This window comes from Haemophilus sp. CCUG 60358 (genome assembly GCF_001679485.1).
Lineage (GTDB): Bacteria > Pseudomonadota > Gammaproteobacteria > Enterobacterales > Pasteurellaceae > Haemophilus_D.
In genome coordinates this window covers 62,168-82,158 of sequence record NZ_LZOZ01000003.1, presented here as the reverse complement: position 1 = coordinate 82,158, position 19,991 = coordinate 62,168, and the positions used below count along the sequence as shown (strand labels likewise).

The following is a 19,991-nucleotide window of genomic DNA, read 5'->3' as shown; positions in this document are numbered from 1 at the left end:
GGTCAAAAATATTTTGTTTTTTAACCGCACTTCGGCGATTTCTTCCTTTTGCTTCCCCTGCGAACAGGGGAAGACAGGTTTGTCGATTACTCTTCGTCTAATTCGATATTCAAACCAAGTGAACGGATTTCTTTCATAATTACGTTGAAAGATTCCGGTGTACCCGGATCCATTTGTTGGTTGCCGCCAACGATGTTTTTATACATCTTCGTACGGCCGTTCACGTCATCGGATTTCACAGTTAACATTTCTTGTAAGGTGTAAGCAGCACCATATGCTTCAAGTGCCCATACCTCCATCTCACCGAAACGTTGACCACCGAATTGTGCTTTACCACCAAGTGGTTGTTGAGTAACAAGACTATAAGAACCGGTTGAACGAGCATGCATTTTGTCATCAACTAAGTGGTTCAATTTGAGCATGTACATATAACCTACAGTTACTGGACGCTCGAATTTTTCACCAGTACGGCCATCATATAACGTAATCTGACCTGAAGTTGGTAAGCCACCGAGTTTCAACATTTCTTTGATTTCTTGCTCAGCAGCACCATCAAACACAGGTGTTGCTACCGGTAAACCTTTACGTAGGTTTTCCGCTAAACGCATGATTTCGTCATCGCTAAAGGTGCTTAAATCAACTTTTTGTGCGCCATGACCTAAATCGTATGCTTTTTGCATATAGCCACGAAGTTTCTCAACATCTTGTTTTTGTTTGATCATCGCATTGATTTGATCACCGATACCTTTCGCCGCTAAGCCTAAGTGGGTTTCTAAGATCTGACCAATGTTCATACGAGACGGTACGCCCAGTGGGTTTAATACGATTTCAACCGGTTGACCGTTTTCATCGTATGGCATATCTTCCACAGGGTTGATTTTTGAGATAACACCTTTGTTACCGTGACGACCCGCCATTTTATCACCCGGTTGGATGTGACGTTTCACCGCAAGGTAAACTTTAACCACTTTTAACACGCCTGGTGCAAGGTCATCGCCTTTAATGATTTTCTTACGTTGTACTTCAAGTTTGTGTTCAAACTCTTTACGTAATTCTTCATATTGCTCAGCAAGCTGTTCTAATTGGTTTTGTTTTTCTTCATCTGAAATGGTTTGTTCTAACCATTTGGTGCGATCCATTTTATCTAATTGAGCCGCATCAATACCGCCAGCGATAAGTACATTACGTACACGAGCAAACAAGCCAGCTTCTAAGATTTCTAATTCATCAGAAAGGTCTTTCTTAGCTTGTTTTAACTGCATTTCTTCAATTTCTAATGCACGTTTGTCTTTTTCTACGCCATCACGGGTGAAGACTTGAACGTCAATTACAGTACCACTTACGCTGTTTGGTACACGTAATGAAGAGTCTTTCACATCAGATGCTTTTTCACCGAAGATTGCACGTAACAATTTTTCTTCTGGTGTTAATTGCGTTTCGCCTTTAGGGGTGACTTTACCGACTAAGATGTCTCCACCTTTCACTTCAGCACCCACATAAACGATACCTGATTCATCCAATTTGCTTAATGCAGATTCACCTACGTTTGGAATATCTGCAGTGATTTCTTCAGAACCTAATTTAGTGTCACGCGCCACACAAGATAATTCTTGAATGTGGATTGTCGTAAAGCGGTCTTGTTGTACTACACGCTCAGAAACTAACATTGAGTCTTCGAAGTTATAACCGTTCCAAGGCATGAACGCCACACGGATATTTTGACCTAATGCTAATTCACCTAAGTCTGTTGAAGGACCATCAGCTAATACTTCACCACGGTTAATTGGATCGCCTAAATTCACACAAGGAATTTGGTTGATACAGGTATTTTGGTTAGAACGGGTGTATTTAATTAAGTTATAAATATCAATACCCGCTTCGCCAGCTACAGTTTCATCTTCATTTACTTTGATAACGATGCGAGACGCATCAACGTATTGAACAGTACCACCACGTTTCGCGACAACCGCCACACCTGAGTCAAGTGCGATTGGTTTTTCCATACCTGTACCCACTAACGGCTTATCAGCGCGTAAAGTAGGAACCGCTTGACGTTGCATGTTCGCACCCATTAAGGCACGGTTCGCATCGTCATGCTCTAAGAATGGAATTAACGCTGCAGCCACAGATACCACTTGTTGGGTTGAAACGTCCATATAATGAATTTCTTCTGGTTTATAAAGACCAGATTCACCACGTTCACCACGAGCAGTAACGAATGCATCTGTAAAGCGATTGTTCTCATCAAGGTTTGAGTTCGCCTGTGCAATGATGTAGTTTGCTTCATCAATTGCAGATAAGTATTCGATTTCTTCGGTTACTTGACCATTCACTACTTTACGATATGGGGTTTCTAAGAAACCATAATCGTTAGTACGAGCAAACGCAGAAAGTGAGTTGATCAAACCGATGTTTGGACCTTCAGGGGTTTCGATTGGACATAAACGACCATAGTGAGTGTTATGTACGTCACGTACCTCAAAGCCTGCGCGTTCACGCGTTAAACCGCCTGGACCTAATGCAGAAATACGACGTTTGTGTGTCACTTCTGATAATGGGTTGTTTTGGTCCATAAATTGCGAAAGTTGTGAAGAACCAAAGAATTCTTTCACTGCCGCAGAAATTGGTTTTGGATTAATTAAGTCTTGTGGCGTGATCGCATCTAAATCGCCTAAAGATAAACGCTCTTTAACCGCTCTTTCTACACGAACTAAACCAATACGGAATTGGTTTTCTGCCATTTCACCCACTGAACGAATACGACGGTTACCCAAGTGGTCGATATCATCCACTTCACCACGACCATTACGGATATCGATGAGTTTTTTCATCACGCGAATGATATCGTCGTTACTTAAAATACCCGTACCCTCGCCTTCAGGAATACCTAACGAGCGATTAAACTTCATACGACCTACTGCAGATAAATCATAGCGTTCTGCAGAGAAGAATAAGTTGTTGAATAATGCTTCTGAAGATTCTGGTGTAGGTGGTTCACCTGGACGCATCATACGATAAATTTCATATAACGCACTTACACGATCATAAGTTGGATCAACACGTAATGTTTCAGAAATATATGGACCGTAATCTAAGTCATTGGTGAATAATGTTTCGAGCACTTTATAGCCTGCTTGCGATAATTTCGCTAACACTTCTAAAGAAATCTCGCCATTTGCAGGGCAAATGATTTCACCAGATTCAAGATCTACATAATCTTTCGCTGCAACTTTACCTGCGATATATTCAGTTGGCACTTCAACTTGTGTCACATTATCTTTTTCTAATGCTTTGATGTGACGAGCAGTGATACGACGACCGCGTTCTACATATACTTTGCCATTTGCTTCAATATCAAATGTTGCCGTTTCACCACGTAAACGTTCTGGCACTAATGTCATGAGTAATTTATTGCCAGCGATTTCGAAAGTTACTTTGTCGAAGAATAAGTTTAAGATTTCTTCAACGGTGTAACCTAACGCACGCAAAATAATGGTTGCCGGTAATTTACGACGACGGTCAATACGCGCATATAAGTTATCTTTTGGATCAAATTCGAAATCTAACCAAGAACCACGGTAAGGGATAATGCGTGCGTTATAAAGCACTTTACCTGAAGAGTGTGTTTTACCTTTGTCAGAATCAAAGAATACGCCCGGGCTACGGTGTAATTGTGAAACGATAACACGCTCAGTACCATTGATAACAAAGGTACCGTTGTCAGTCATTAATGGGATTTCACCCATATATACTTCGCTTTCTTTAATGTCTTTGACTGCGCGTGATGAAGATTCTTTATCGTAGCTAACTAAACGTAATTTTACGCGTAAACCTGCTGCATAAGTTGAACCACGAATTTGACATTCACGCACATCAAATTCTGGCTCTTCTAAACGGTAATCAACATATTGTAATTCTGTATAACCGTTATTGCTTACGATTGGGAAAACAGAACGGAATGCAGCTTCTAAGCCTTGTTGACCTTCAGGATCTTTTTGAATGAATTTATCAAAAGAATCTAATTGGATGGTTAATAAATAAGGTACATTTAAAACTTGCGGACGTTTGCCGAAGTCTTTACGAATTCGTTTTTTCTCAGTATAGGAGTAACCCATTATTGGTTTTCCTCTGTAAATTTTAGTGAGACCGAGTTGATATAAAAAAGTGCGGTCAAATTGATTGACGCTTTTATTTATATCGGAGATTGACGCCGTTTCGGATACCGCACTCTGAACCTTACTTCTGTAGTGGGCTACTTAAATTAAAACGTCTGATTAATTTAAGTGGAAACAGATACCATTAAACGGAAAATGCCTATCTGTTTTTTGTGCTGTTTTTGATAGCACAAAATGGCTGATGGTAAACCACCAGCCATTAAGCCTGAGAAACAGGACATAAGTGAATCAAAAATTATTTGATTTCTACTTTTGCACCAGCTTCTTCTAATTCTTTCTTAAGTGCTTCAGCTTCTTCTTTAGAAATGCCTTCTTTTAAGTTAGCTGGAGCTGATTCAACTAAGTCTTTAGCTTCTTTTAAGCCTAAACCAGTTGCACCACGTACTGCTTTGATAACTGCTACTTTGTTAGCACCAGCTTCAGCAAGAACTACGTCGAATTCAGTTTTTTCTTCTGCCGCTGCTGCTGCGCCGCCAGCTGCTGGAGCTGCTGCTACTGCTGCTGCAGAAACGCCGAATTTTTCTTCCATCGCTGCGATTAATTCAACGATTTCAGTTACAGATTTAGAAGCAATCGCTTCAATGATTTGTTCGTTAGTTAATGACATAACAATCAATTCCTAAAATTAATAAAGTTAAATGAAGTAAGAAACGCTTAATGATTAAGCTGCTTCTTGTAATTTGTCGCGTAATGCCGCAAAAGTGCGAACAAGTTTGCCTGCCGCAGCTTCTTTCATTGTGCCCATTAAACGTGCAATTGCTTCTTCGTAAGTTGGTAATGTTGCTAAGAATTCAACATCTTGGATCTTACCTTCAAAGGCTGCACCTTTAATTTCAAACTTATCGTTTGCTTTAGCAAAATCTTTGAACAAACGTGCTGCTGCACCTGGGTGTTCATTAGAGAATGCGATAAGTGTTGGACCTACAAACGTATCTTGTAAGCATTCGAAATCAGTGCCTTCAACCGCACGACGTAATAAAGTATTACGAACAACGCGCATTGTCACACCAGCTTCACGAGCTGCTTTACGTAATTCAGTCATTTTATCAACAGTTACACCGCGAGAATCCGCGATTACTGCTGAAAGTGCACCTTTGGCTGCTTCATTTACTTCAGCAACAATTGCTTGTTTGTCTTGAAGATTTAATGCCATTGGCTTTTAGCTCCTGAATACACTCCGATTTCTCGGAATTAATTTACCTCATCGAAAGAGTTATCTTTCAGACTAGGACGACTTCGGTGCCCAGAAGCAAGAAATATTCTTATTCTGTTCACCATCTACGTAGGATTATTAAGACGATTATTACTAATCATTCCCTACGGTCTTGGACGGGGCTTGAATAGGTCAAGCACCAACCAGAAATTTTACGCTAAGCGTAATTTAGGAGCGAGATTATAGTGATTAATCTTGCTCTTGTAAAGCCTATTGTAGAAAAAATCTGCAGATTTTAACCGCACTTTGCCATTATCTTCTTACAGCAATTGCTTCGATTTCCACACCTACATCTTTTGGTAATCGAGCAACTTCTACGCAAGAACGCGCAGGGAAATTCGGATGATTATTTTCTTTAAAGAATTTCTCATACTCTGCATTTACTGCTGCAAAATCATTAAGATCTTTCACAAACACAGTGGTTTTTACAATATCACCCACCTTCAAACCGGCTTCTTCAATAATCGCTTTCACATTTTCTAACGATTGACGCGCCTGAGCCACAATATCTTTTGGTACGTCACCCGTTGCTGGATTGACAGGGATTTGCCCCGATGTTAAAACTAAATTACCTAAATCTACCGCTTGAACATAAGGACCAATTGCTGCTGGGGCTTTTTTAGTATGAATAGGATTGACGGTAGTTTTAATACGAATTCCATAATTAGACATGATTGTTCTCCCTTTCTTTTTCGTTACCTTAAAAAACGCGGTAAAAACGACCGCACTTTTTACCCAATTAATCTATTTCTTTTAATACATCATCAGAGAGTTCTTTCTGCGAACCTTCTTTCACTTTGCCATCATTTACTTTAAATTCTAAATTCTGATAATAAGCTTCGCGGAAGGTGACATAAGGATCTTGTGCTTGATTTAGCAACTCGGTTTGGTCCAATGTTTTCGAGCGTTTATCTACCGCTTGCACACCGTATTTCACAAGTGACCACGGACCACCTACCCAATTCCAGAACGGATAGGTATAAGCTGCATCAACTACTGCACCCGTTAATTGACGAGGTGTCGTCGCATTATAGATAGGCAATACAATATAGGCCCCCGCATCTACACCGTAGGTGCCCAATGTTTCACCAAAGCTACGTTGATCATAAACTTGTAATTCCTTGCTTGCACTTGCAAAATCAAATAAACCACCGATACCAAAGGTTGAGTTAATCCAAAAACGGTTGAAGTGAACAAAGGCTTTTTTCGGCTCACCTTCTAATAAACGGTTTACAAAGCTCACTGGCTCATCCAAGTTGTTTGCCACATTGGATAAACCTTTTGTGACCGGTGTCGGCACGTAATCACGCCAGCCTTTTGCTGCAGGTTCTAACACGTAGCGATCCATGACTTTATAGTTAAAATCAAACATCGTACGGTTAAAACCTTCTAATTTATCATTGCGTTCACCATCAGCTTTGGTTGCACAACCTGTTAAAAAAGCCGTTGCCATTAAGCCTACCGCAAGTAAAGGTGCTTTTTTCATTCCACTTTCCTATTACAAAAAATTGTCTTTATTCTAACCAACTTGAAAGATAACTACAAAAGAATTTATTTAAACCTTGAGATTGCTCTTCCTGTTAGCCATTATTGAAATCGTATTTTTAGTTTTCAAAAAATCACTTTTGTTCCCTGCATAAACAAAAAGTGCGGTTATTTCTAACCGCACTTTCTTATCTATTAAATTAAAGTTTTGCTGAAAGCATTGCTTCTAATTTCTCTTGGTCAACTGCAAATTTACGAATACCATCTGCTAATTTTTCGACAGCCATCGCATCGCTGTTATGTTGCCAGTAGAATTCAGCTTCAGTTAATGGTTGAGGTTTCGCTTTTACTTCACCTTTGTAGTCTAGTTTACGTACAAGTGCGGTTGAATTTTCTTGTAATTCTTTGAGTAAAGCGGGAGCGATAGTTAAACGATCACAACCTGCTAATTCAATAATTTCACCGACATTACGGAAACTTGCACCCATTACCACTGTTTTATAACCGTATTCTTTGTAGTAGTTATAAATTTTAGTTACAGAAATAACACCAGGGTCTTCTGCCGGAGCATATTCTTTTTTATCGGTATTTGCTTTGTACCAGTCTAAGATACGACCTACGAATGGCGAAATTAAGTAAACACCAGCTTCAGCACAGGCACGAGCTTGTGCTTCGGAGAATAATAAGGTTAAGTTACAGTTAATCCCTTCTTTTTCAAGAATTTCTGCTGCACGGATACCTTGCCATGTTGAAGCAATTTTGATCAAGATACGATCATTTGAAATACCTGCCGCATTATAAAGCGCGATAAGTTTACGTGCTTTTTCAACGGTTGCTTGGGTATCGTAAGAAAGGCGAGCATCTACTTCTGTTGAAATGCGTCCAGGGACAATTTTTAAAATTTCTAAACCAATGTTTACCGCTAATTTATCTTCTGCATCAATTAATTGCTGCGCTTTGTCTGCACTTTGTGCTTTTGCATAAGCAACCGCTTCATCAATTAATGGGGCGTATTGTGGTAATGCTGAAGCACTTAAAATTAAAGATGGGTTTGTTGTTGCATCTTGTGGTTGGTATTTTTTGATTGCATCAATATCGCCAGTATCCGCTACGACGACGGTCATATTACGAAGTGAATCTAACTGTGTTGTCATTGTATTCTCCTTGAATGGACTTGTTTAAATCTAGTCAGGTTACGATAGCACAATTAACTTTAAAAGGGCAATTTATCCAGGGAAATATTTACGATAGGGAAAACCAATACATTCTAGCCCCCCTCTCATATCATCACTTTTAGCAATTTTTTTAGCGATTTATTAGACACAAATCACAAAACTCAATTTTTCTTCAAATAATTTCCTGACAAATCTTTACAAAAATGACATTTTGAGCTAATAAGAGAAAGACTCTTTATAAAAATATCGCCTAATGACAAGGAGGCTCAAATGCAACACAAACTACTTTTCTCTGCAATTGCTCTTGCTCTTTCCTATTCTGCTCAAGCGGTTATAGTACCTGAGGGAACGCAATTAGATGAAAAACAACATATCGTGATCAATAACGGGGCTGAACCACAAAGTTTTGACCCACAAAAAACTGAAGGTGTACCTGAATCTAACGTTGCTTATCAATTACTTGAAGGCCTCGTCACCTCAGACTCTGAAGGTAAACTTCAACCGGGTGTAGCTGAAAGTTGGGAAAATACGCCAGACTTTAAAACTTGGACATTCCATTTACGTAAAGATGCCAAATGGTCAAATGGCGATCCCGTTACCGCGCACGATTTCGTGTTTGCGTGGCGTCGTTTAGTGGATCCTGCAACTGCTGCGCCTTATGCAAGTTACCTAAGTTATTTACAAGTTGAAAATGCGCAAGACATCATTGACGGTAAGAAAAAACCAGCTGAATTAGGGGTTGAAGCAAAAGATGATTATACCTTTGTAGTTCATGCGACCAATCCTGTCCCTTATGCAGTTAGTTTAACGACTCACCAATCCTTATTGCCATTACCGCAAAAAGTAGTCGAAAAATTAGGTGATGCATGGGTGAAAAAAGAAAACTATGTAGGTAACGGTGCCTATAAACTGGCAAACCACATTATTAACGAAAAAATCGAATTTGAACGCAACCCACTCTACTGGAACGATAAAGAGACTGTCATTAACAGTGCAACATTCCTTGCGATTGAAAACCCTAGTACCGATGTGGCGCGTTATCGTGCAGGCGATTTAGATATGACCAGTTATGGTTTACCGCCAGAACAATTCGCTAAATTACAAAAAGAATTGCCAGGTGAAGTATACATTACTCGCACCCTTGCGACCTATTCTTACGAGTTAAACAATAAGAAAGCGCCTTTTGATAACGTGAATATTCGTAAAGCCTTGAATTTATCCCTTGATCGTAATGTAATCACCGATAAAGTTTTGGGCCAAGGCCAAACGCCAACTTATGTGTTTACGCCAACCTACATCGAAGAAGGTCAGCTCATTCAACAACCGGCCTATTCCAAAGAACCAATGGCACAGCGTAATGAAGAAGCCATCAAACTCTTAGAAGAAGCGGGTTATAGCAAAGCGAATCCATTAAAATTCAGCATTCTTTACAACACCAACGAAAACCACAAGAAAGTCGCCATCGCTGCAGCTTCTATGTGGAAAGCCAATACTAAAGGCTTAGTGGATGTAAAATTAGAAAACCAAGAATGGAAAACCTATATCGATAGTCGTCGTGCCGGTCGTTACGATGTTGCTCGTGCAGGATGGAATGCGGACTACAACCAAGCAACCACATTTGGTAACTATTTCTTATCTAATTCCAGCAATAACACCGCGAAATATGCGAATCCGGAATATGATAAAGCAATAGCCGAATCCTACGCTGCAACCGATGCCGAAGGCCGTGCAAAAGCCTATGCGAAAGCCGAAGAAATTCTTGCAAAAGATTACGGTATTGTACCAATCTTTAACTATGTCAATCCGCGTTTAGTAAAACCTTATGTGAAAGGCTACACCGGCAAAGATCCGCAAGATCAAATCTACTTACGCAATCTTTATATTATTAAACATTAATTTATTGCCGATATTTAGTGCGGTTAAAAATCCCTTGTTTTTAGCCGCACTTTTCCTATTTTGGTTGGAGTTGTTATGCTCAAATTTATTTTTAAACGGCTGTTGGAAGCCTTACCGACGCTGTTTATTTTGATTACTTTTTCCTTCTTTCTGATGCGCCTCGCCCCTGGCAGTCCGTTCACCTCGGAACGTGCTTACCCGCCAGAAGTTATGGCAAATATCGAGGCTAAATACCATTTAAATGAACCATTACATAAACAATATTTTCTTTATTTGGAAAATCTCTCCAAAGGCGATTTTGGTCCCTCTTTTAAATATAAAGATCAATCGGTCAACGACTTAATTGCCTCCGCTTTTCCTGTTTCCTTAAAATTAGGTATGGTCGCTTTCGCCTTTGCCGTGGTCTTGGGCGTAACCGCCGGTACCCTTGCCGCACTCAACCAAAATAGTCGTTGGGATTATATTTTGATGAGTTTCTCTATGCTCGGGGTCATTATGCCAAGCTTTGTCTTTGCCCCGGTTTTAGTGCTGATTTTCGCTATTTATTTAGGCTGGTTGCCGGCCGGTGGTTGGAACGGTGGCGCGGCCATGTATATTGTGTTACCGGTGGCTTCGTTGACTATCGCGTATGTCGCGGGAATTGCGCGGATTATGCGAGGATCCATGATTGAGGTACTGCACTCCAACTTTATTCGTACCGCCAAAGCTAAAGGACTTTCAACCTCAAGAATCATTTTAAAACATGCTTTGCGCCCTGCTCTTTTACCTGTGATTACCTATTTAGGGCCTGCTTTTGTGGGGATTATTACCGGCTCAATGGTAATCGAAAGCGTATTTGGTTTACCTGGCATGGGGTTATTATTTGTAAACGGTGCATTAAACCGTGATTACTCTTTGGTGTTAAGTCTCACCATTTTAGTGGGCACATTGACCATTTTATTTAATGCGATTGTGGACATTCTATACGCCATTATCGATCCAAAAATTCGTTATTAAGGACAAGTTATGACAGATTATCGTACTCAGCCGATTAATCAGAAAAATGCGGATTTTGTGGAGCAAGTGGCTGACCGTATTGAAGAAATGCAACTGGAAGGCCGCAGCCTATGGCAAGATGCGAAACGCCGTTTTTTCCGCAATAAGGCTGCCGTTGCCAGTCTCATTATTTTGGCATTTATTATTATATTTATCACCATTGCGCCTTGGTTCTTCCCCTTTACCTATGAAGACACCGATTGGAATATGATGAGTAGTGCACCGACTATGGAAGGTTATCACTTCTTTGGTACTGATGCCTCTGGTCGAGACTTGTTGGTACGTACTGCTATCGGTGGACGTATTTCCTTATTGGTCGGTATTGCTGGTGCTTTCATTTCCGTGACTATCGGCACAATTTATGGCGCAATTTCCGGCTATGTGGGTGGCAAGACAGATATGTTAATGATGCGTTTTTTAGAAATTCTTAGCTCATTTCCATTTATGTTTTTCGTCATTTTGTTGGTGACCCTTTTTGGCCAAAATATTTTCTTGATTTTTATCGCGATCGGGGCCATTGCCTGGCTTGGTCTTGCGCGTATCGTGCGGGGACAAACCCTCAGCCTAAAAAATAAAGAATTTGTCGAAGCGGCGATTGTTTGTGGCGTGCCACGTCGCCAAATCATTTTCAAGCATATTATTCCAAATGTATTGGGCTTAGTGGCTGTGTATGCCTCACTTGAAGTACCAGGACTCATTCTATTCGAATCATTCTTAAGCTTCTTAGGCTTAGGAACTCAAGAGCCGATGAGTAGCTGGGGAGCGCTATTAAGTGATGGTGCAGCACAAATGGAAGTCTCGCCTTGGTTATTAATTTTCCCGGCATTTTTCCTTTGTCTCACATTATTTTGTTTTAACTTTATTGGTGATGGGTTGCGTGATGCCCTGGATCCGAAAGACCGATAGGAGCGAATAATGAATCCTTTATTAGATGTAAAAAATCTCTACGTTCGCTTCAAAACACCCGATGGTACCGTCACTGCGGTGAATGATTTAAACTTCACGCTTAATGCGGGAAGCACGCTCGGTATTGTAGGTGAAAGTGGTTCAGGTAAGTCACAAACGGCCTTTGCTTTAATGGGTTTATTGGCAGCCAACGGTAAAGTAGAAGGCTCAGCCATTTTTGAAGGTAAGGAATTAGTCAATTTACCGAATGCTGAGTTGAATAAAATCCGTGCCGAGCAAATTTCCATGATTTTCCAAGACCCAATGACGTCACTCAACCCATACATGAAAATCGGTGCACAACTCATGGAAGTGCTGCAATTGCACAAAGGCTATGATAAACAAACTGCCTTTGCCGAATCCGTAAAAATGTTGGATGCAGTTAAAATGCCAGAAGCAAAAAAACGCATGGGCATGTATCCTCATGAATTTTCGGGTGGTATGCGTCAACGCGTGATGATTGCGATGGCCTTATTATGCCGTCCAAAACTACTCATTGCAGATGAACCAACCACTGCTTTGGATGTGACCGTTCAAGCACAAATCATGACCTTGTTAAATGAGTTAAAACGCGAATTTAATACTGCAATTATTATGATTACCCATGATCTTGGTGTAGTGGCTGGTATCTGCGATCAAGTCATGGTGATGTATGCAGGGCGAACCATGGAATACGGCACAGCGGAACAAATTTTCTATCATCCGACTCATCCTTATTCCATTGGCTTAATGGATGCAATTCCTCGCTTAGATGGCAACGAAGAACACTTAGTGACCATTCCAGGCAATCCACCGAATCTGTTGCATTTGCCAAAAGGTTGCCCATTCTCACCACGTTGCCAATTTGCTACCGAACAATGCCAAACTGCCCCAAAACTGACTACATTTAATCACGATCAATTACGTAATTGTTGGTTACCCGCGGAGAAATTTAACCTATGACAGTCTCAAACAACAAAGAATTACTCCTTGAAGTCAATCACTTAGGCGTCAGTTTTAAAATTAAAAATGATAAATCCCTTTTCTTCGCCAAACCGCAAACCTTAAAAGCAGTGAAAGATGTGTCTTTTAAACTTTACGCAGGTGAAACTCTCGGTGTAGTGGGTGAATCCGGTTGCGGTAAATCCACGCTTGCACGCGCTATTATCGGTTTAGTCGAAGCGAGTGAAGGGGAAATCTTGTGGCTTGGCAAAAATTTGCGAAAACAATCAGCGAAACAATGGAAAGAAACGCGTAAAGACATTCAAATGATTTTCCAAGACCCGCTTGCCTCTCTCAATCCGCGAATGAATATTGGAGAAATCATCGCTGAGCCATTAAAAATCTACCAACCACATCTAAGTGCCGCTGAAGTGAAAGAAAAAGTGCAAGCTATGATGTTGAAAGTCGGGCTTTTACCGAACTTGATTAACCGTTATCCGCATGAGTTTTCTGGTGGCCAATGTCAGCGTATCGGTATTGCTCGCGCCTTAATCATTGAGCCCAAAATGATCATTTGTGATGAACCTGTTTCTGCTCTGGATGTGTCTATTCAGGCTCAAGTGGTGAATTTATTGAAATCCCTGCAAAAAGAAATGGGGCTTTCCTTAATTTTCATCGCTCATGATTTGGCGGTGGTAAAACACATTTCTGACCGCGTGTTAGTGATGTATTTAGGCAATGCCATGGAATTAGGCAGTGATGAGGAGGTATATAACAATACCAAACATCCTTATACCAAAGCCTTAATGTCTGCCGTTCCAATTCCCGATCCGAAATTGGAACGCAATAAGTCCATCGAATTACTTGAAGGTGAGCTGCCTTCGCCAATTAATCCACCGTCTGGTTGCGTGTTCCGAACTCGCTGCCTGAAAGCTGATGAAAATTGTGCGAAACAAAAACCACCTTTAACCAGCCAAAACAACAGCCATTTTGTGGCTTGTTTGAAAGTCTTATAAAACAAAAAGTGCGGTCAAAATTCACCGCACTTTTTACTTTTACAATCCTAACGTTTCTTCGATTACTTTAGCCAAATCATCTATCATCGCATAACGTTTACGATACATAGAACGTTTCTTACTCGGCACATCATCAAGATTTCTATCTATTTCTAAAGGTAATTCCCAATAGTCCTTCAACTGTCCACCTGATTCAGCAAAAATCGCATCATAATCTACGACATAATGTGAACTTTGAATAAAACGCGATTTATTTTGATATTTTTGTGGAATGCCCAATAACGTCTTAAAACCCAACGCTTTCGTCAATGCTTTCATCGTTTCCACCATCAAATAAGCAGGGCGCAAACCATGACAAGTTTTTGTGAGTTGCTTCACCATCTCTTTAGAACCCTCAAAATTGGGCCCCTGCACCACAGAAATAAGCAATGACTCGTCAAGTTTGGCAAAAGTAAGCAAATACACTAATTCATTACGTGGTTTATGCCATAACTCCAATACCCAATAGCCTTCCATTGGTTGGTGTGTGGTCATCGACAATATCATTTCAAAATCAGGAATCACTTCACCAAAACTTAATGACGTTTTATAAATAGGTGCTGAAAGTGCGCTCAATTTTTTAGGTAAAAAAAGTAGATTATCGCAGATAGCTTGGAAACGCTGTTTACTGTTAAAACGTTTATCTAAAAAACGATAAACTAACGGATAGCTATAATCTGCATGTTCATTTAATAACGTCACAAGAAAAGGATGCTGGTTAATAAATTGCTCAAATTGAGCAATTAATCCACGGTGTAAAAAAGCACGAAGACGATAACGTAGGCGCTTAAGCGTATAAGAACGCCCAGGTCTATCGGGATAAACGGCTTCCGCTTTTGGCCAGCGATATTGATTCTCTTGAGATTCCATAGTTATTAATATAATTAAAGAGGCTTTAAATCACACAAAGCGCGCATTCTCTCATAATTTCAGCAATTTTTCTATTTGTGATATGCTAGGATCAATTGATGAAAGGAACCATTATGTCTGAAATTAAACTGAATTATCATAAAACGCATTTTCTTACGAGCGCCCCAAATATTCGTTCCATCCCAGAAGATACTGGAATTGAAATTGCTTTTGCAGGACGCTCAAATGCAGGAAAATCAACCGCACTTAATGCGTTAACCAATCAAAAAAGCTTAGCCAGAACGTCCAAAACACCTGGTCGTACACAGCTCATCAACCTTTTTGAAGTAGAGCCGAATTGTAAACTGGTAGACTTACCTGGCTATGGTTATGCTGCCGTTCCTGAGAAAATGAAAATTGAATGGCAAAAATCCCTCGGAGAATATTTGCAAAAACGCGAATGTTTAGGCGGGCTTGTTGTTCTGATGGATATTCGTCATCCATTAAAAGATCTCGACCAACAAATGATCGAATGGGCAGTTTCTGCTGATTTACCAGTTATGCTGCTTTTAACTAAAGCGGATAAACTTAGTCAAAGTGCGCGTAGCAAACAGGTCAAAATGGTACGTGAAGCGATTTTACCCTTCCAAGGTGATATTCAAGTCGAAGCCTTTTCTGCACAAAATAAAATTGGTATTGATAAATTAGCGGCCAAATTAGATAGTTGGTTTGCCCCACTTTTCTCGTAGTTTTTTATCAAGAAAAAATGATTTCTGCGATCTCGATCGCAAAAATAGCACAGAATGTATGCTTTCATTCTGTGCTTTTTTTATAGTGCGAAAATCTAATTATTTTTGACCGCACTTTAAGGAATCTGAATGTCTCTTGCCATTGTTTATAGCCGTGCCTCAATGGGTGTACAAGCCCCTCTTGTTACCATTGAGGTACATTTAAGTAACGGGAAGCCTGGATTTACCTTAGTTGGTCTCCCCGAAAAAACCGTAAAAGAAGCGCAAGATCGGGTCAGAAGTGCATTAATGAATGCCCAGTTCAAATATCCTGCTAAACGCATCACCGTCAACCTTGCACCAGCCGATTTACCCAAAGAAGGGGGACGATTTGATTTACCCATTGCGATAGGTATCTTGGCTGCATCAGATCAACTCGACGGTAGCCGTTTAAAACAATTTGAATTCGTTGGCGAACTCGCATTAACAGGTGAATTACGTGGCGTACACGGTGTCATTCCTGCCATTTTAGCGGCACAAAAAGCGAAACGAGCCCCCATTATCGCTTATCAAAATGCCAATGAGGCTTCGCTTGTTTCAGAACAAGAGACTTATTTTGCTAAAAACCTTTTGGAAGTCGTGCAATTCTTAAATAATCAAGAAAAATTACCTTTGGCCTCATTACTCGCACAAGAAAGTGCGGTCGGATTTTCAGCTAAAAATCACTTAGATTTGACCGATATTATTGGTCAGCAACATGCTAAACGAGCACTAATGATAGCTGCCGCAGGCCAGCACAACCTGCTCTTTTTAGGGCCACCTGGGACAGGTAAAACCATGTTGGCAAGTCGTCTCACTGCATTGCTCCCTGAAATGACGGATTTAGAAGCGATTGAAACCGCTTCGGTTACGAGTTTAGTACAAAATGAATTAAATTTTCATAACTGGAAACAACGTCCGTTTCGAGCGCCACATCATAGTGCCTCATTACCTGCCTTAGTAGGTGGAGGAACCATTCCAAAACCAGGCGAAATATCGCTCGCACATAACGGCGTACTTTTTCTTGATGAATTGCCTGAGTTTGAGCGTAAAGTGCTTGATGCGCTTCGCCAGCCATTAGAAAGTGGAGAAATTATTATTTCGCGTGCCAATGCGAAAATCCAGTTCCCCGCTCGCTTTCAACTCGTTGCCGCGATGAATCCAAGTCCAACGGGTCATTATACTGGAACACATAATCGCACCTCACCGCAGCAAGTGATGCGTTATTTAAACCGACTTTCAGGACCGTTTTTAGATCGCTTTGATTTATCTATTGAAGTACCTCTTCTGCCACAAGGTAGCTTACAGAATATAGGGGATAGAGGTGAGACAAGCCAACAAGTACGAGAAAAAGTGTTGAAAGTGAGGGAAATTCAACTTGCTCGAGCCGGTAAAATCAATGCGTATCTTTCAAGCAAAGAAATTGAACGAGACTGTAAATTACAAGATAAAGATGCATTATTCCTTGAGAATGCACTGAATAAGCTTGGACTTTCAGTAAGAGCCTATCATCGGATTTTAAAAGTCTCACGCACAATTGCTGATTTAAATGGCGAAAAAGAGATACAACAACCTCATTTAGCAGAAGCACTAGGATATCGGGCCATGGATCGGTTATTACAGAAATTGTCTGCTACTTAAAAAATAAAAGGGCGAATAATTCGCCCTTTTTTATCTTCTATTCTTAATAATAAGAATGTTCACCACGTTGGTGTTCTGTTACATCTCGTGCGCCTTTTAGTTCATTTGGGAAAAGTGCGACCAATTGTTTCTCTACACCATCTTTTAAGGTGACATCAACCATTGAACAACCATTACAGCCACCACCAAATTGTAGAACAGCATAACCATCATCGGTAATTTCAATTAACGTGATTTTACCGCCATGGCTGGCTAATTGTGGGTTAATTTGTGTTTGGATCACGTACTCTACGCGCTCAATTAAAGGCGCATCATCTGCAACTTTACGCATTTTTGCGTTAGGTGCTTTTAAAGTCAGTTGAGCACCGAGCTCTTCGGTTACGTAATCAATTTCTGCATCTTCTAAAAACGGTAAACTGATTTCATCTACAAATGCTGAAAAAGTATCGTATTTCATTTCAGTATCAGTCGCTTCAACTGAATTTGGCGGACAGTAAGACACGCCACATTCTGCTCCAGGTGTACCCGGATTCACAACAAAAATACGAATATTTGTACCTTCTTCTTGTGTATCTAAAAGTTTCCGAAAATGTGCTTGTGCAGCATCTGAAATAAAAATTTGTTCCATAAATAAAGTCCTAATACTTGATGCAATATATCAAGAATGATACTCCTATACGGCAATTTTTTCTACATTTATTCCTATTTTTATAGATATAGACAAATCCTATCTTTAAAAATTTAGGCTCTCGCTAAGCCCCATACTTGAATTTCTTTTACACCTAATTTTCGAAGTTGTTTAGCTATCTCTGCCAGCGTTGAACCAGTTGTAATCACATCATCTACCAAAGCGACACGTTCATAAGGAAAAGATTTTTTGGTATTCACTGTAAAAGCATTTTTAAGATTGTATCGTCGATCTTTCGCGGTTAAACCTCGCTGAGTGTGGGTATGTTTAATCCGTTTCACCACATGATGACAGTTAGGCACATCACACCAGCGACTTAACCAGTTCGCTAATAAATCAGCCTGGTTGTAGCCACGTTGCCACTGTCGAAAATGATATAGTGGTACGGGGATAATCGCTTGTGGTAGAGGGAGTCCATGTGTTCGTCTTGCCTCTCGCACCGCAAGATAAAGCAAACGCGATAAACTGCGATCTAACCAAAACTGTTTTTGGAATTTAAAACGATGAATAAGTGAAGAAAGTGGTTCGAGATAATGCCCAATAATCACAATACGATCCCAAGCGGGTTCATTTCTCAAACAATGTCCACAGCCCATTGCATAATGCTGCAAGGGGGAACCACATCGCCCACAATAAGGGAAAGTTTTAACTTTCTTTTGGCATCGACTACACAATCCATTTCGACCAAGATGAATAGTTCGCTTGCAATGCACACAGCTAAATTGAAAAAAATGAGAAAACATGAGAGAAATTGACCGCTCTTTTATTTTTTCGCTTTTTCAATTTGCTTAAAATGCTTTTCTTTCTTAGCCATTTCCATTCTTTCACCTTGTTTCAAAATATGAGGGGTTACAAAAATTACAAGCTCTCGCTTTTGATGACGTTCGCTTTCCTTACTAAATAAGCGTTTAATACCCGGGATATCCCCTAATAATGGCACTTTATCGACACCTTTCGTGATCGTATCGTGGAATACCCCCCCCAATACAATCGTTTCGCCATCTTTGGCAAACACTTGCGTATTAATTTCTTGTTTATCAATGGATACGACTTCATTTTGCCCGTAAGCCACACGATTTCCCGGAGAATTTTGACTGACTAATAAATCCAATAAGATATTATTATCCTTAGAAATATGCGGCGTAACTTCCAATCCTAAGACAGCCTCGCGAAACTCTACTGACTGTGTATCATTTTTCCCATTCGTCACCACATAAGGAATTTCTGTCCCTTGTTTAATGCTTGCGCTTTTCTTATTAGTCGTGAGTAAGCGAGGGCTCGCAATAATTTCTACATTATTTTCACGTTCAAGTGCAGTCAATTCTAAGTCTAATAATCGGCCATTAATTTTAGCCACTTGAAGTGCTAATGAGCCGGCCGGCGTGACCGTTGTCGCAAAATTCACGTTTAAATTATCACTGATATGACTAAAGCCATTTGCATCTAGACTTCCACTTACTCGATGTGCAGCCTCAGTAGGATTAAAAATACCCCAACGCACACCTAATTCTTTTAGGCTTTCATCGGTAATCGTCACAATACGTGCTTCAATGACAATTTGCTCAATGGGTTTATCCAGTTCTGCAATCAATTTTTTAATATTTTTGACAGAACGTGCATCATCCTGAATCAGTAACACATTGCTTCGATCATCAAATGTAATTGTGCCGCTAGGTGAAAGCAAAGAACCACTACCAGTTGTTAAAGATTTCATCACATCAGAGGCCTTGGCAAAATGCAGTTTAATCGTTGTACTCACAAGTGGTGTTTCACTAGGCAAACTTTCCCCACTAATCGCCATAGGTTCTGTCATTTTCTCTGCATATTGTTCATGTTGAGAAGGCTTACCCAAATAATAAATATTATTTTCTTGATAAAAAGAGAGCCCTTTGATTTTTGCGACAGAACGCAATAAACGATCAAAATCTACGTTATCTAATTGTAATGAAAGCGTTCCTTCTAGCTCATCATCAATCATTAAATTAGCATTTTGCTCAAGAGCAAGTTGTTGGAGTGTCGCCACCATGGGAGCTTGCTTTAAGCGAAGTGAAAATACGCGATTTTCTGCCGCTGAGTAAGTTGTCCATAGGATCAAAAAACACATTAAAAACTGACTGCACTTTGTTTTTATTTTCTGCTTTATCAT

General features: G+C 40.2%; 17 protein-coding genes. 7 read left to right on the top strand and 10 right to left on the bottom strand.

Translation table 11 applies throughout. The annotated features are described in order from the left end of the window. Window positions 1–86: 86 nt before the first annotated feature. The 6 genes from rpoB to tal all read right to left on the bottom strand — a co-directional run bounded on the left by rpoB (window position 87) and on the right by tal (window position 8,027). Entirely contained in the window at window positions 87–4,115 is a 4,029-nt protein-coding gene (gene rpoB / locus A9500_RS01570; RefSeq protein WP_065243646.1) for a DNA-directed RNA polymerase subunit beta, read from the bottom strand. A 295-nt stretch (window positions 4,116–4,410) separates the two neighbouring features. Beyond that, entirely contained in the window at window positions 4,411–4,782 is a 372-nt protein-coding gene (gene rplL / locus A9500_RS01565) for a 50S ribosomal protein L7/L12 (RefSeq protein WP_049357197.1), read from the bottom strand. 54 nt (window positions 4,783–4,836) lie between these two features. Further along, window positions 4,837–5,328 carry a 50S ribosomal protein L10 gene (gene rplJ, locus A9500_RS01560; protein ID WP_005694693.1) on the bottom strand — a complete coding sequence of 164 codons (492 nt, stop codon included), beginning with the start codon at window positions 5,326–5,328 and terminating at the stop codon, window positions 4,837–4,839. A gap of 312 nt (window positions 5,329–5,640) precedes the next feature. After that, the gene (locus A9500_RS01555) at window positions 5,641–6,060 is read right to left on the bottom strand and encodes a RidA family protein (RefSeq protein WP_065243645.1); all 420 of its coding nucleotides are present in this window, start codon (window positions 6,058–6,060) and stop codon (window positions 5,641–5,643) included. Between the two features lie 67 nt (window positions 6,061–6,127). Further along, complete coding sequence (locus A9500_RS01550; protein ID WP_065243644.1) at window positions 6,128–6,874, bottom strand: VacJ family lipoprotein; 747 nt, start codon at window positions 6,872–6,874, stop codon at window positions 6,128–6,130. A gap of 199 nt (window positions 6,875–7,073) precedes the next feature. Then, window positions 7,074–8,027, bottom strand: a complete 954-nt coding sequence (gene tal, locus A9500_RS01545; RefSeq protein ID WP_065243643.1) for a transaldolase — start codon at window positions 8,025–8,027, stop codon at window positions 7,074–7,076. A 291-nt stretch (window positions 8,028–8,318) separates the two neighbouring features. Between tal and A9500_RS01540 the strand changes: the two genes are divergently transcribed. The 5 genes from A9500_RS01540 to oppF all read left to right on the top strand — a co-directional run bounded on the left by A9500_RS01540 (window position 8,319) and on the right by oppF (window position 13,861). Further along, entirely contained in the window at window positions 8,319–9,944 is a 1,626-nt protein-coding gene (locus A9500_RS01540) for an ABC transporter substrate-binding protein (protein WP_065243642.1), read from the top strand. 75 nt (window positions 9,945–10,019) lie between these two features. Further along, the gene (gene oppB, locus A9500_RS01535) at window positions 10,020–10,940 is read left to right on the top strand and encodes an oligopeptide ABC transporter permease OppB (RefSeq protein ID WP_065243641.1); all 921 of its coding nucleotides are present in this window, start codon (window positions 10,020–10,022) and stop codon (window positions 10,938–10,940) included. A gap of 9 nt (window positions 10,941–10,949) precedes the next feature. Next, complete coding sequence (gene oppC, locus A9500_RS01530; RefSeq protein ID WP_007242575.1) at window positions 10,950–11,885, top strand: oligopeptide ABC transporter permease OppC; 936 nt, start codon at window positions 10,950–10,952, stop codon at window positions 11,883–11,885. A gap of 9 nt (window positions 11,886–11,894) precedes the next feature. Beyond that, entirely contained in the window at window positions 11,895–12,866 is a 972-nt protein-coding gene (locus A9500_RS01525) for an ABC transporter ATP-binding protein (protein ID WP_065243640.1), read from the top strand. Further along, window positions 12,863–13,861 (top strand): murein tripeptide/oligopeptide ABC transporter ATP binding protein OppF, encoded by a 999-nt coding sequence (oppF, locus tag A9500_RS01520; protein WP_049373847.1) that lies wholly within the window; start codon window positions 12,863–12,865, stop codon window positions 13,859–13,861. Before A9500_RS01525 ends, oppF begins: the two co-directional genes overlap by 4 nt. Window positions 13,862–13,900: 39 nt before the next feature. Here the strand turns inward: oppF and A9500_RS01515 are convergent, their stop codons facing one another. Next, a complete protein-coding gene (locus A9500_RS01515) occupies window positions 13,901–14,770 on the bottom strand; it encodes a DUF535 family protein (RefSeq protein WP_065243639.1) in 870 nt (289 codons plus the stop codon). Between the two features lie 113 nt (window positions 14,771–14,883). Between A9500_RS01515 and yihA the strand changes: the two genes are divergently transcribed. Next, window positions 14,884–15,498: a ribosome biogenesis GTP-binding protein YihA/YsxC gene (yihA, locus tag A9500_RS01510; protein WP_065243638.1), complete on the top strand. Its 615-nt coding sequence runs from the start codon at window positions 14,884–14,886 to the stop codon at window positions 15,496–15,498. A gap of 129 nt (window positions 15,499–15,627) precedes the next feature. Then, window positions 15,628–17,157, top strand: a complete 1,530-nt coding sequence (locus A9500_RS01505; protein WP_065243637.1) for a YifB family Mg chelatase-like AAA ATPase — start codon at window positions 15,628–15,630, stop codon at window positions 17,155–17,157. 43 nt (window positions 17,158–17,200) lie between these two features. Here the strand turns inward: A9500_RS01505 and nfuA are convergent, their stop codons facing one another. The 3 genes from nfuA to A9500_RS01490 form a co-directional block, all read right to left on the bottom strand. Continuing rightward, the gene (gene nfuA, locus A9500_RS01500; RefSeq protein ID WP_014064659.1) at window positions 17,201–17,785 is read right to left on the bottom strand and encodes a Fe-S biogenesis protein NfuA; all 585 of its coding nucleotides are present in this window, start codon (window positions 17,783–17,785) and stop codon (window positions 17,201–17,203) included. 113 nt (window positions 17,786–17,898) lie between these two features. Continuing rightward, the gene (locus A9500_RS01495) at window positions 17,899–18,588 is read right to left on the bottom strand and encodes a ComF family protein (protein ID WP_065243636.1); all 690 of its coding nucleotides are present in this window, start codon (window positions 18,586–18,588) and stop codon (window positions 17,899–17,901) included. A 20-nt stretch (window positions 18,589–18,608) separates the two neighbouring features. Further along, complete coding sequence (locus tag A9500_RS01490) at window positions 18,609–19,991, bottom strand: type IV pilus secretin PilQ (protein WP_065243635.1); 1,383 nt, start codon at window positions 19,989–19,991, stop codon at window positions 18,609–18,611.